11 protein-coding genes are annotated in these 12,617 nt (G+C 50.2%); 4 read left to right on the plus strand and 7 right to left on the minus strand.

Going from position 1 to position 12,617, the window contains the following annotated elements:
* Positions 1-83 precede the first annotated feature (83 nt).
* From accC to GVJ32_RS06600, 4 genes are all read right to left on the minus strand, one after another.
* Positions 84-1,424: an acetyl-CoA carboxylase biotin carboxylase subunit gene (accC, locus tag GVJ32_RS06585; protein ID WP_159239236.1), complete on the minus strand. Its 1,341-nt coding sequence runs from the start codon at positions 1,422-1,424 to the stop codon at positions 84-86.
* Positions 1,425-1,485: 61 nt separating this feature from the next.
* Entirely contained in the window at positions 1,486-1,944 is a 459-nt protein-coding gene (accB, locus tag GVJ32_RS06590) for an acetyl-CoA carboxylase biotin carboxyl carrier protein (RefSeq protein ID WP_159239237.1), read from the minus strand.
* 34 nt (positions 1,945-1,978) lie between these two features.
* The gene (gene aroQ, locus GVJ32_RS06595) at positions 1,979-2,419 is read right to left on the minus strand and encodes a type II 3-dehydroquinate dehydratase (protein WP_159239238.1); all 441 of its coding nucleotides are present in this window, start codon (positions 2,417-2,419) and stop codon (positions 1,979-1,981) included.
* A 180-nt stretch (positions 2,420-2,599) separates the two neighbouring features.
* Positions 2,600-4,294 (minus strand): protein-disulfide reductase DsbD family protein, encoded by a 1,695-nt coding sequence (locus tag GVJ32_RS06600; RefSeq protein ID WP_159239239.1) that lies wholly within the window; start codon positions 4,292-4,294, stop codon positions 2,600-2,602.
* A gap of 107 nt (positions 4,295-4,401) precedes the next feature.
* On the opposite strand from GVJ32_RS06600, the gene GVJ32_RS06605 reads away from it, so the two are divergent.
* The 3 genes from GVJ32_RS06605 to GVJ32_RS06615 are packed head-to-tail and all read left to right on the plus strand — an operon-like array spanning position 4,402 to position 6,521.
* Entirely contained in the window at positions 4,402-4,896 is a 495-nt protein-coding gene (locus GVJ32_RS06605; protein ID WP_235035068.1) for a copper chaperone PCu(A)C, read from the plus strand.
* Positions 4,897-4,940: 44 nt separating this feature from the next.
* On the plus strand, positions 4,941-5,930 hold the full coding sequence (locus GVJ32_RS06610) for a DUF2333 family protein (RefSeq protein ID WP_235035079.1): 990 nt from the start codon (positions 4,941-4,943) through the stop codon (positions 5,928-5,930).
* A 3-nt stretch (positions 5,931-5,933) separates the two neighbouring features.
* Positions 5,934-6,521, plus strand: a complete 588-nt coding sequence (locus GVJ32_RS06615) for a YajG family lipoprotein (RefSeq protein ID WP_159239241.1) — start codon at positions 5,934-5,936, stop codon at positions 6,519-6,521.
* A gap of 75 nt (positions 6,522-6,596) precedes the next feature.
* Here the strand turns inward: GVJ32_RS06615 and GVJ32_RS06620 are convergent, their stop codons facing one another.
* Complete coding sequence (locus tag GVJ32_RS06620; RefSeq protein ID WP_159239242.1) at positions 6,597-7,592, minus strand: adenosine kinase; 996 nt, start codon at positions 7,590-7,592, stop codon at positions 6,597-6,599.
* A gap of 153 nt (positions 7,593-7,745) precedes the next feature.
* Here GVJ32_RS06620 and mrcB point away from each other — a divergent pair, with 153 nt between their 5' ends.
* Positions 7,746-10,055 carry a penicillin-binding protein 1B gene (gene mrcB / locus GVJ32_RS06625; protein WP_235035069.1) on the plus strand — a complete coding sequence of 770 codons (2,310 nt, stop codon included), beginning with the start codon at positions 7,746-7,748 and terminating at the stop codon, positions 10,053-10,055.
* A gap of 16 nt (positions 10,056-10,071) precedes the next feature.
* Here the strand turns inward: mrcB and GVJ32_RS06630 are convergent, their stop codons facing one another.
* Both GVJ32_RS06630 and GVJ32_RS06635 read right to left on the minus strand, forming a co-directional pair.
* Complete coding sequence (locus GVJ32_RS06630; RefSeq protein ID WP_159239243.1) at positions 10,072-11,526, minus strand: ATP-binding cassette domain-containing protein; 1,455 nt, start codon at positions 11,524-11,526, stop codon at positions 10,072-10,074.
* Positions 11,527-11,612: 86 nt separating this feature from the next.
* Positions 11,613-12,488, minus strand: coding sequence for a TIGR00730 family Rossman fold protein (locus GVJ32_RS06635; RefSeq protein WP_159239244.1), 876 nt, complete (start codon positions 12,486-12,488; stop codon positions 11,613-11,615).
* Between the last annotated feature and the right edge of the window lie 129 nt (positions 12,489-12,617).

The raw sequence follows: 12,617 nt of genomic DNA on the forward strand, positions 1-12,617 counted from the left end.
GCGTGCTCTTTTGTGTAGTTGTCAGAAATAAAAAAGGGGCCTATCCGAAAACAGGCCCCTGATATGTTACAGACTTAGGCTGCTTAGAGCTTAAGTTTTTTCTCTAAGTAGTGGATGCTAACGCCACCTTCGCGGAAGGCCGCATCTCGCACTAAATCTCGATGTAATTCGGTGTTGGTGCGAATGCCGTCTACCACTAATTCGTCGAGTGCATTGCGCATACGGCTCAGAGCGATCTCCCGACTGTCACCCCAAGTGATGATTTTAGCGATCATCGAATCGTAATGGGGGGGCACGGTGTAACCACTGTATAAATGTGAGTCCACGCGTACGCCGAGTCCGCCTGGCGCGTGATAATGTTTTATCAAGCCTGGGCAGGGCATAAAGGTTTTGGGGTCTTCAGCGTTGATGCGGCATTCAAAGGCATGGCCCTTGATTTTGATATCGTCCTGCGTGATAGATAATTTCTCACCGCCGGCAATCAGTAGCTGCTGTTTGATCAAGTCAACACCGGTTACCATTTCACTGACGGGATGCTCAACCTGAATTCGGGTGTTCATCTCGATAAAGAAGAACTGGCCGTTTTCGTATAGGAACTCGAAGGTGCCCGCACCACGGTAGTTAATAGCAATACAGGCATCTACGCAGGATTTTGCGACCTGATTGCGAATATCGTCTGGAATGCCAGGCGCTGGTGCTTCTTCAAGCACCTTCTGGTGACGGCGTTGCAATGAGCAGTCCCTGTCACCGAGGTGAATTGCACTACCTTGGCCATCGGCTAAAACTTGAATTTCGACATGGCGTGGGTTTTCGAGGAATTTCTCGATGTAAACCGTGCCGTCGCCAAAGGCAGCCGAGGCTTCTGATTGGGTAACGTACACCGCATTTAGCAGCGCAGCTTCGCTGTGCACCACGCGCATACCACGGCCACCGCCACCGGCGGCAGCTTTAATAATAACGGGGTAACCGATACGCTTGGCCACCGCTAGGGTGTGGTCATTATCGTCAGTAATTGGGCCGTCTGAGCCGGGCACGGTAGGTACGCCAGCTTTCTTCATTGCCTTAATGGCAGAGACCTTGTCACCCATCATGCGGATAAGGTCGGGGGTGGGGCCAATGAAGACGAAGCCACTTTTCTCGACTTGTTCTGCAAAGTCGGCATTTTCAGCTAAGAAGCCGTAGCCGGGGTGAATACCCACGGCATCGGTGACTTCAGCAGCGCTAATAATAGCCGGAATATTTAGGTAGCTGGCAGGCGACGGAGCGGGGCCGATGCAGACTGACTCATCTGCAAGGCGAACATGCATTAGCTCGCGGTCTGCAGTGGAGTGGACTGCGACGGTCTTAATGCCAAGCTCTTTGCAGGCGCGAAGAATACGCAGTGCAATCTCGCCGCGGTTGGCAATGACAACTTTTTTAAGCATCTGTAATCAATCCCTTTTGGGTGCGTTGATCGGACAATTGTTTGTTCCGGCTAGGCCGGTTTTACACAATAGTGATCAGGGATTGATCGAATTCTACAGGCTCTGCGTCATCTACAAGAATGGCCTCGATCACGCCAGCTTTGTCGGATTCGATCTGGTTCATCATTTTCATTGCTTCAACGATACAAATCACATCGCCGACTTTCACGTGTTGGCCAACCTCGATAAAGGCAGGTGATGATGGCGAGGGTGAGCGATAGAAGGTGCCAACCATGGGCGATTTGATCACATGACCAGTTGGTCCGGCAGCTTTTGGAGCTTCTGCCGGTGCAGCGGCTGGTGCGGGCGCAGCCATAGGTGCTTGCATCATGGGTTGGCCAATATACTGTGGTGCTGGCATGCCTTTGGCGGCGCTGTTACGACTGATGCGTACAGATTCTTCGCCTTCTTTAATTTCTAGTTCATCGATGTTTGACTCTTCGAGTAGCTCGATCAATTTTTTTACTTTTCTAATATCCATAGTCGCTCTCTTGAATGGGCTAAGTTTAATGAAATTATTGGTTTAATTGGTCCATCGCTGCGTGTAGCGCGAACTGGTAGCCTTGGGCGCCCAGACCGCAGATGACACCGCGGGCAATGTCCGAAAAATAGGAGTGGTGACGAAAACTGTCCCGTGCATGCACATTGGACAGATGTACTTCAATAAAGGGAATGTCGACCGCAAGCAGAGCGTCGCGCAGGGCAATGCTAGTGTGGGTAAACGCTGCCGGATTAAAAATAATAAAATTAATGCCTTCTGGTCGGGCCAGATGAATGCGGTCTATTAGCTCGTATTCAGCATTGCTTTGCATAGCTTGCAGGTGGTGACCCCGCTCTTTGGCGCTGAGCTGTAGTCGCGCATCAATATCCGCCAGCGTGTCGCTGCCGTAAACGCCGGGTTCACGGGTGCCGAGTAGATTTAGATTAGGGCCGTGAAGAACGAGTATCGATGCCATAAGTTACTGCTTGAATGAGCCAATCAGAGTATAGCGCGATTGTGCCTTATTTGGATTTATGAGTCCAACGCATAGCGTGAATTTTTTAAGATAGCGTCCAGTTGCCTGCAAGTTTCCAGAAGTTAGCTGGAGTTTTGTAAGCAGCAGTGTTTTCGGTGTTAACACTGTAAGCGGCTAATCTTATCTGTTTAGTAGCTCAATGATCATTGGTTTGGTCAGTACTTGGGGCAGCATAATTGCCGTCGCGCTGAGATCGGCAGGGTAGTATACGTATAGAGGAATACCATTGCGCTGATATTCGGCTAATAGCGCAGTGATAGCGGGATCGTAGCGGGTCCAGTCGGCGATTAAATAGTGCACATTGTGCTTAATAAATGCATCGCGAATCGTTTTGGTATTGAGAACCAGCGTTTCGTTGGCCGCGCAGGTGATACACCAGTCGGCGGTGACATCAAGAAAGACGTTCTGGCCATTTTCCCGCAGTCGTTGAATTTCACTTTTGTTAAACTGATCACTTGCCAGTTTTGACTCACTCGACGGTGAGTTTAAGCTGATGACGAGGCCTGCGAGGCTAGCAATGATGGTGAGTGCCGCTAATATTTTTTTGCCGTGGCCATGTAGCCATAATCCGAAACCAATTAGTAGCCATGTTAAGTGCGTGATAGCCATACCGTTGGCGCCAGTTTGGCGACCAATGACCCACGCTAGCCAAATGGCCGTTGCCAGTAGCGGAAAGCCGAGAAGTTGGCGCAGTGTAATCATCCAGTTGCCGGGCTTGGGTAGTTTGCGCAAGCCAGTGGGAAACAGGGTCAGCAGCAGTACGGGCAGCGCCATGCCCATGCCGATAAAGGCAAATACTAATAGTGCAATAAACGCGGGTTGGCTGGCGGCGAAGCCGACGGCGGTGCCCATAAAGGGTGCGGTGCAGGGGCTGGCGACGACGGTGGCGAGGACACCGGTGAAAAAACTACCGCGATAGCCTTTGTCGCGACTTAAATCGCTGCCGACATTCATCCAGCTGCCGCCAATCTCAAACAAGCCAAAGAGGTTGAGTGCCAGCACAAAAAATAAGCTGGCCAGCAGTGCAACAAACCATGGTGTTTGCAGTTGAAAGCCCCAGCCAATGGCTTGGCCAGCCTGTTGCAAGGCAATTAACACACCCGCTACCAATACAAAGCTGCTGACTACGCCGGCACTATAAATGAAGCCGTGTTTTAGCGGACTGCCTTCATTTGTATTAGTAAAGCTCAGCACTTTTAGGCCGAGTACGGGGAACACGCAGGGCATGAGATTTAGGATGGCGCCACCGAGCGCGGCGAAAAGTAAAATAAGCCACAGGGCGTGATTGCCCTCGGTTTCGCCTGACAGCGTAACCGAGCGGGTAGTGGTACTTGTCGAGTCGGTTTGATTGACAAGGCGTTGCTGGGGATCAACGTGGTAATACTGAGTTTGCGGCGGGTAGCAAAGTCCGGCATCGGCGCAGCCCTGTGAGGTGACCGAGAGTGTAAAGGGGTTTGGGGGTAGTTCGCTTAGGGTGATACTTGTACCGTGGTAATAGACTTCTGTTTCGCCAAAATTTGGGTCTTGTTTTAGTTTGCCGGCGTCGAAGTCTGTTGCGATATCGACGGGTTTGCCATTGAGGCTCGCTTTAATCGCGAATCGCTCTTTGTATAGATAATAGCCTTCCGCTGCGGTCCAATTTAGCAGTAAGTTCTGTTCATTCCACAGCAGCTGTGACTGGTATGCCTCTTCAACCGGTAGAAATGTCGGCGCACTGTCGCCAAATGCCACAGGTTTGGGGGCGGAAAAAAAATCATCTGCGCTGTAAGCCGGGCCGGCTAATAGCAGAATTACCAATAATAAAAACGGCTTCATAAATACAATCACTTACGCTGTAGCGGTATGATACGTTAAATTCGATAGCTTGGACGTTTGAGTATAACTTTGGTGCCAACATGCAGGTATTTTAATATGTGCTGTGTATGTTGGTGCGGCTATTCTGGGGGAAAATTGTGGTGAAGTTTAGGGCTTGCGCCCTGTTTATATGTCTTGCGATGCCAGTTGTGACGCAGGCGCTTGAGATTAAAAGTGCCTATGTTCGTGGTTTACCGCCAAATCAGCGGAATACCGCTGCATTTTTTAGTGTGGAAAATTCTGGTACTGAAGTCGTAGAGCTGCAAGCGGGTAGCAGCGATGCTGCGGCACGTCTTGAAATTCACGCTCATCAACACCAAAACGGCATGATGTCGATGCAGATGCAGCCGTCAGTGCGTATTGAGGCGGGGCAGCGCATTCGCTTTGTGCCCGGTGGTTATCATCTTATGTTGATTGATCTTAAGCAGCCCTTAATAGAAGGCGACTCAGTTAGCTTTAGTTTGAGAACTGTAGGTGGTGAGGAGCTAAGCGTGACGGCGCCAGTGATTAGTGTGCTAAATGAAGCGTCTGCACTAAATGACATAATAGGAAAACAGCCATGATAAAGCAGAGAATAACAGACGCCTTTGGCGCTGCGAAAGAAGCGATGCAGGACTGGCTGGGAAATGGCGTAGCGTGGCGCATTGCGGCCGTTGCGGTACCCTTGTATTTGCTTTTGGTGATGGTGCTTGGGGTGTATTGGAGCTTTACCCCTGAAATACCAGGAACCCGGTATTTACAACAAGATGCAAAAAAGGCGGTGGTGGGCACGGCGACAACATCAGCTTTAATCGATGTGAGCGAAGTGTTATTGAACAAGCCTGGCGGTTTTATCGGTAATGATATTACCCCACCCGGCATTTTTATGGATGATATGCCAGCGTGGGAGTACGGTGTACTTATTCAGGTGCGGGATCTAAGTAGAGCTATGCGCGAAAGCTTCAGTCGCTCGCAGTCGCAGTCCCAAGAAGATACAGATTTAGCAAAGGCCGAGCCTCGATTTAATTTTTCAAATAATAGTTGGGCAGTGCCAGCCTCTGAGTCAGAGTACGGGCAGGGGATTAAATATTTAAAAGCCTATCGCAAACGGCTTAGTGATGTAGACGACCCGCAGGCGCAATTTTATGCGCGAGCAGACAATTTGCGTTATTGGTTGGCGGGGGTGGAGTCGCGTTTAGGGAGTTTGTCGCAGCGCTTGAGCGCCAGTGTTGGACGGCCGCGACTGAATACTGATTTGGCGAACGACGCCAATGCGCGGCAATCAACCCCAGCAGAGAGTGAGCAGCGGGTAAAAACGCCGTGGTTAAAGCTAGACAATGTGTTTTACGAGTCGCGGGGCACAGCTTGGGCCTTGATTTGTTTTCTGCGTGCCGTTGAGGTTGATTTCGCCGACGTACTTGCCAATAAAAATGCAGCGGTAAGCTTGCGGCAAATTATCCGCGAGCTAGAGGGAACCCAGCAGGCAATGTACAGCCCAATGGTGTTGAACGGTGGCGGTTTCGGCTTGCTCGCCAATCATTCGTTAGTTATGGCCTCGTATATAACTCGGGCCAATGCTGCGATTACTGATTTACGTGATTTATTGTCCCAAGGATAAGTGATGAGCTACACAACAATGATGAAAGGAATTGTCTTAACGGCTGCGCTGCTGATAACAGCGTGTGCGCAGAGTCCACAAGCGATTAGGGTTGAGCCAACATTTGCGGCACCAACACAAATGGATGGCGGGCAGAGTCCAGTGCACGTGCGAGTAAGTGATCAGCGTGCAAACAAAGTCTTGGGCAGTCGTGGTGGTGCTTATCGTGAAACGTCAGTGATCACCTTAGCGAATAACTTGTCGTTACCAGTAGAGAAGGCGCTATCTTCGCATATGGCGGCAATGGGCTATGACGTAGATAGCTTAAGCCCAGCGACGGCTGATTTGCACGTTATTTTCACGTCCTTAGTTTATAACCACCCAAAAGAAGATGGTGTTGGTTATGATATGGATATGTCGGCGACGGTAGAGGTTGAGGTGCGACGGGGCAATGAGCATTATCAGGGCCGGTATCGTATAAAGCGGAATCAAAAATTCTTTAAAACCCCAAGCGACGCTCAAAATACCAAACTGGTGAATGAGCTGGTGGCTGAAGTGCTAGAAAGTATGCTTTCAGATCCGAAGTTAGTGGCGTTTTTGCAGAAAAATTAAACGGTTTACTACTCGAAAAATAAAAAGGCAGAGCTCTTTGCGGGGCTCTGCTTTTTTTACGGCGCTTGAATGTGCTTAAACAAGACCTGCGAGTAACTCGCTGTGCTTTGGCCCAGCAAGGCGGGGCCCGTATTGCGACACCACTTCAGCTGCGGCGCGGCTCGCTAAGTCGCCGGCTTGTTTAAAGTCGTAGCCGTGGGTGATGGCGTACAAAAACGCCCCTGCAAACATGTCGCCGGCACCGTTGGTGTCGATGGCCTTGACCTTATGTCCGCTGACCTTGTGCAGCTCCTTGCCATCAAATACCAATGCGCCTTCGGCGCCTAAGGTAATAGCGAAGGTTTTGCTGATGTCTTTTAGGGCTGTAACCGCATCATCTAAAGAATCGCTTTGCGCCCAACCTAGAGCCTCTGCCTCATTGCAGAATATGAGATCCACGCCGTCGCCTAGCATTTCCACTAAGCCGTCGCGAAAAAAGCTGACCATGCCTGGGTCTGAAAAACTCAGGGCGGTTTTAACGCCATTTTGCTCGGCTATTTTACGGCCGGCAATGGCAGCAGCGCGGCCAGTATCAGATGTGACTAAATAGCCTTCGGCGTAAAAATATTCTGAATCCGCGAGGGCGGTTTCATTTAGTTCGTTAACCGACAGTGTTTCGCTAATACCTAAGTTGGTATTCATGCTGCGTTCGGCATCTGGGCTAATGAGCACCAGGCATTTACCGGTAACACCTGTAGATTTTTCGCCGTCAAAGTCGGCATCTACCCCAGCGGCTTTGATATCATTCATGAAAAAATCGCCGTGTTGATCGTTAGCGACTTTGCAAGAATAGTAGTTTTTGGCACCAAAATAGGCAGCGGCAATAATGGAGTTACAGGCAGAGCCACCGCTGGCTAAACTAGCATGAACCATATGGCTGCTTAGCTTGTCCAAGAGTTCCTGTTGACGGGCTGCGTCAACGAGGGTCATTAGGCCTTTTTCAACGCCAAGAGACGTGAGCTCTTGGTCATTAATTTCAATTTCGGTGTCGACCAGCGCAGCGCCAATGCCATAGAGGTGGTATTTTTTCATCTTATTTGCCAGTTACTTGCGGTAAAGTGCCGCTATTATCCGGTTTGAATGTCGATTTGCAATGCGCTGGCGCTGTAATAGCGTTAACACCAGCGTATTAATGCTTTGAATGAAGTCTTATGTGTATTAATGAAAATTATTTGGTTGTGATGAATGGCTAAAAAATCCCCCAAGCGCGGTAGCGGCAGGTTTCGTAAATTTAAATTTCGAAATATTTCCTGGTTGGGTTTGTTTTTGAAACTCTCGCTGGTTGGTCTGGTGTTATTGCTTATCTTGTTTGCTTATAGCGATGCGAAGGTGCGTGGTGCATTTGACGCTAAGCGTTATGAACAGCCGGCAAAGGTGTATGCGCGGCCTCTGGTTTTGGCATCCGGTGCGATTTTGACGGCCTATGAATTAGAGTCTGAGCTTGGCGAATTGGGCTATCGCTCTCGAAAATTAGTGAATGAGCCGGGTACATACCATCGTCAAGGCGATCATTTTTCAATATTTATACGGCCCTTTAATTTTGCCGACGGCGATCGGCCGGCGCGCAAAATTGAGTTAGATATGGGGGTGACCACGGTTGGCGTGTTACGCAATAGCCTAGGTGAACGGATTGCCGAAGAGCAATTAGACCCCATGGTCATTGGTGGTGTATATCCAGGGCGACATGAAGATCGCTTGATGTTGAGCTTGCCAGAAGTACCGCAAATGTTGATTGAAACCTTGGTGCAGGTAGAAGATCAGCATTTTTACAGCCATTTTGGTATTTCACCACGTAGTATCGCCCGCGCGTTTCTAGCAAATATTAAAGCAGGTCGTACCGTACAGGGTGGCAGCACGCTAACCCAGCAGCTAGTGAAAAACACCATTTTAAGCAGCGAGCGCAGCCTGTGGCGTAAGGCCAAAGAAGCGGTGATGTCGATTCTCACCGAAATGCACTACAGCAAAGATCGTATTCTTGAAGCGTATATAAATGAAGTGTATTTGGGGCAGGAGGGCAACCGCGCCATTCACGGTTTTGGTTTGGCTGCGCGTCACTATTTTAATAGACCGCTGGACGAATTAAATCTTGCGCAAATCTCCATGCTGGTCGGCTTGGTGAAAGGCCCTTCTTACTACGATCCTTGGCGTCATCCTGAGCGGGCTAAAAATCGTCGTAATATAGTGATGGGTGAGTTGGCTGAGCAGGGTTGGTTGACCCCCGCACAATTGGCGGCGTGGCAAAAAGAGCCGCTGGAATTGGCGAAATCCTCGGCATTAGATGGCGTTTATCCCGCCTATGTGGATTTAGTCCGCCGTCAACTTAGTCGTGATTACCAAAGCAAGGAGTTACAAAATAGTGGCCTGAGAATTTTCACGCCCTTTGATCCGGTTCTTCAACGGCGTGCAGAGAAGGCGACGGTAAAATCCTTGGCACGTTTGGAAAGCCGTCAAAAAGATCTACAAGTTGCCATGGTGGTTACGCGGGTTAACAGCGGCGATGTGGTAGCGGTGATTGGCGGTAAACGGCCGCGATATGCTGGTTTTAACCGCGCCTTAGATGCATTGCGACCTATTGGTTCTTTAGCGAAGCCAGCGGTATTTTTGGCGGCGCTTAATCAGCCGCGGTACTACAATTTATTAACGCGGGTATCTGACGAACCGATCACTATTCCGAATGCCAATGGCTCGCTCTGGAAACCGTCTAATTACGACCGCAAATCCCACGGTAATGTGCCTTTGCATACCGCGCTAGCGCATTCTTATAACATTGCTACCGCTCGCTTGGGAATGGAGGTGGGCTTAAGTAATGTCATGGATATGTTCCAGCGCTTGGGTATTCAGCGGCCTTTGCTGGAGGTGCCGTCGATGTTGCTGGGGGCGGCACAATTGGCGCCGATTGAAGTGGCGTCTATGTATCAGACGATTGCGGCAGAAGGTCGCTATACCCCCTTGCGAACGATTTATGCAATTTCGGATAGTAAAGGCAAGCTTCTGGCGCGCTACCCGCAAAAGCCTAAGCAAGTTGTTAACCCTGCAGCGGTGCATGTATTGCAATATGCGATGTTAGAAACCGTGCGCGAAGGCACAGGCAAAGGGGTGTATAACGTTTTGCCTAAAGACTATCGCGTGGCGGGTAAGACCGGTACTAGTAACGATACCCGCGATTCATGGTTTGCCGGATTTGCTGGGGATTATATGGCGGTGGTGTGGATGGGTTTAGATAATAACGCATCAACTGGCTTAACCGGCGCAAGTGGTGCGCTCACCGTGTGGCGGCAGTTTATGGCAGAGGCCAGTACCGAGCAAATGCCGTTCTCGCAAACGGCGGGAGTTGAGTATCAGTGGGTTGATGGCGGGTCTGGTAAATTAACTCAGTCCTGGTGCGAAGGTGCGCGGTATATGCCGTTTATGAGTGGCAGCGCACCGACTGAAAGCGGTGGCTGCGCACCAGATGGCGAGAAAATGTGGAAGTGGTTTAAAGGCGTGTTCGATTGATCAAACACGCTTTTAACTAACGTTCGCGAATATGGGCGGTGTAGCCACCTTTATCCGAGGGGACTAAATCCATAAATTGGTTGATGCAATCCGGTACTTCTTCACTGCGGTGGCTAACGAATAAAATACGGGTTTGACCATGGGCGGCAATTTGATCGACGGCGCCCAGCAGCTTGGATTTTTGCTCGTTGTCTAGGCCAATGCAGGGTTCGTCTAAAATCAGAATACGGGGTGATTTCACCATTGCCCGCGCCAGCAAAATCATGCGTTGCTCGCCAAAGGATAGACGATCGAAGCGTTGATCTTTGAGTGGCAGTAACTCTAGAGCATCGAGCCAGGCAATTAATAACTGGCGCTGGCCTTCGCTGTAGTCAGTATACAAACCCACCGAGTCGAACAGCCCAGACGCGACAACATCTATCACCTTGGTGCGCTTTAAATTACTCATTTGCATGCTGGTATTGAGCAGGCCAAATTGAGATTTCACCTCCCATATACTTTCGCCGCTACCGCGCTGACGGCCAAATAGAAATACTTGCTGGCCGTAAGCTTTATCATTTTCTCCACAGAGCAGACCTAGCAGGGTGGATTTGCCCGCGCCGTTTGGTCCGCTGATACAGCAGTGCTGATGGGGCATGAGCGTCCAATTAATATCGCTGAGTACCTGTTTACCACGGAAGTTTACGTTGATGTCGCGCAGCTCTAACAACGCTGCGCCTGAGGGGTGGGCGGGCGCCTCTGCAATGGGTAAAGGCTTCGCGTAGTGGTGAACGGCCTTCGCTTGTTGCTTGGCATCTTTGGCGCTGCACTCTCCCAGTATTTTACCTTGGGCTATTTTGAATACGGTGTCGATGGCGTCGGGTATATCGTTGGCGTCTTTGGTGAGCAACACTAGCGGTGTAGGCGAGCTAACTAATTCTGCGAGCAGGCTGTGCATTTCTGCTTGGGCTTTTACGTCTAAGCCTTCAAAGGGGTTGTCTAGAATTAAGGCTGCGGGTTTGGCAAATAGCGCGCGGGCTAATAGGGTCTTGCGACTTTCGCCTGTCGATATATAGCGAATGCCCTGTTCAAGAATATGGCCGATACCGAGACGCTCACAGAGTTGGCTAAATTCGGCATTTGCTTCGTGGCCCTGCAGAATAATGTTCTGCACAGTCGTACCAACATCGAAGGCATCTTCGCGGGTTTCACTGTCGTCAAAACGGCGATCGCGCTCGATTAATTCGCGGTGTAGGTCAAAGGATATATGTGCAATATTCGCCGGCCCAGCATCGTCAGCATAACTCACCTCGCCACTATTGGGGCGCAGGGAGTCTGTGATCAGCTTGGCGAGGGTGGTTTTGCCGGCACCATTGCCACCAAGAATGGCAATGTGCTGGCCCTGTGGCCACTGCCAATTAAAGTCGTCGAGGATGGGGTCGAGTTGGTAGGCAAAGCGAATATGTTCAAGGCGGACAATAGGGGCTGACATGTGAAACCGTTACGCAGAAAAATAGGCGCGTATTGTACCATAAGCAAGAGTATCAATAGGGAGCTTGATACTCTTGCTGACAATGCTTAACAACGTATGCATTGCCCTGGGCTGAGTTGATAGAAATCAACAATTTGCTGCCAGGCTTGCTCTGCGGTATCGACAATGGAAATCATATTTACATCGTCGGGGCTGATTACGCCTTCGTCGCGTAAAAATTCTAAATTGATCGCTTGACGCCAAAACTCATGGCCGATGAGGATGATGGGCACCCGTTTTGATTTGCCGGTTTGAATAAGGGTCAGGGCCTCGAAGAGTTCGTCGAAGGTACCAAAGCCGCCGGGACAAACGATGAGCGCCTTCGCTCGCAGCATAAAGTGCATTTTGCGAATGCCGAAGTAGTGGAAACGGAAACAAAATTCAGGGCTGATATAGGGATTGGGCTCTTGTTCGTGGGGTAGTACGATATTTAAACCGATGGAGCGGCCACCTGCTTCCATTGCGCCGCGATTTGCCGCTTCCATAATCCCTGGGCCACCGCCGGTCACCACGTAGAGCTGTTCGTTCTCATCGCAATTTGCAGAGTGAGAGGCAATGAGCTCCCCCAATTTTTGCGCCTGTTGGTAGTGGTGGCTATTGCGCTGTTCGCGTTTTGCGGCGCGTATTTTGGCGGGGTCACCGTCGGTCTCGGCGGCTTTGAGGGCCGCATCGGCGTCCTCTGGGGACAGAAAACGCGCACTCCCAAAAATGACAATGGTGGATTCTACGCCGTGTTCTTTTAATATCATTTCAGGCTTTTGCAATTCCAGATGGAAGCGCAGGCCGCGTAATTCCTCTCGGAGTAAAAAGTCTTGGTCGGTATAGGCTAGTCGATACGCGGCGGGAATGTCTTGTTGGTTGCTGGGCATTTCTTCGCGAGCGGATGGGAAGTTGGCGCCGCGCAGTTCTGATTTATTCGGCATTTATTATTTCCTTACGAATGACTGCCTTCTATGCTGCGTCAAGTTGGGGATAGGGGCAAGGCCTGTCTGCTTTCTATCACAGATTGTTTATTGCGCCCAGACGATAAAGAAGTGGAATAGCTTGTGTTG

Origin of the sequence: Zhongshania aliphaticivorans (assembly GCF_902705855.1) — a bacterium.
GTDB classification, from domain to species: domain Bacteria; phylum Pseudomonadota; class Gammaproteobacteria; order Pseudomonadales; family Spongiibacteraceae; genus Spongiibacter; species Spongiibacter aliphaticivorans_B.

Excerpts from the sequence above, each read along its gene's own strand:
- mrcB (WP_235035069.1), top strand. The coding sequence starts at position 7,746 with ATGGCTAAAAAATCCCCCAAGCGCGGTAGCGGCAGGTTTCGTAAATTT.
- GVJ32_RS06610 (WP_235035079.1), top strand. The coding sequence starts at position 4,941 with ATGCAGGACTGGCTGGGAAATGGCGTAGCGTGGCGCATTGCGGCCGTT.
- GVJ32_RS06605 (WP_235035068.1), top strand. The coding sequence starts at position 4,402 with ATGTTGGTGCGGCTATTCTGGGGGAAAATTGTGGTGAAGTTTAGGGCT.
- aroQ (WP_159239238.1), bottom strand. The coding sequence starts at position 2,419 with ATGGCATCGATACTCGTTCTTCACGGCCCTAATCTAAATCTACTCGGC.
- accC (WP_159239236.1), bottom strand. The coding sequence starts at position 1,424 with ATGCTTAAAAAAGTTGTCATTGCCAACCGCGGCGAGATTGCACTGCGT.
- GVJ32_RS06635 (WP_159239244.1), bottom strand. The coding sequence starts at position 12,488 with ATGCCGAATAAATCAGAACTGCGCGGCGCCAACTTCCCATCCGCTCGC.
- GVJ32_RS06600 (WP_159239239.1), bottom strand. The coding sequence starts at position 4,294 with ATGAAGCCGTTTTTATTATTGGTAATTCTGCTATTAGCCGGCCCGGCT.
- GVJ32_RS06615 (WP_159239241.1), top strand. The coding sequence starts at position 5,934 with ATGAGCTACACAACAATGATGAAAGGAATTGTCTTAACGGCTGCGCTG.
- GVJ32_RS06620 (WP_159239242.1), bottom strand. The coding sequence starts at position 7,592 with ATGAAAAAATACCACCTCTATGGCATTGGCGCTGCGCTGGTCGACACC.
- accB (WP_159239237.1), bottom strand. The coding sequence starts at position 1,944 with ATGGATATTAGAAAAGTAAAAAAATTGATCGAGCTACTCGAAGAGTCA.
- GVJ32_RS06630 (WP_159239243.1), bottom strand. The coding sequence starts at position 11,526 with ATGTCAGCCCCTATTGTCCGCCTTGAACATATTCGCTTTGCCTACCAA.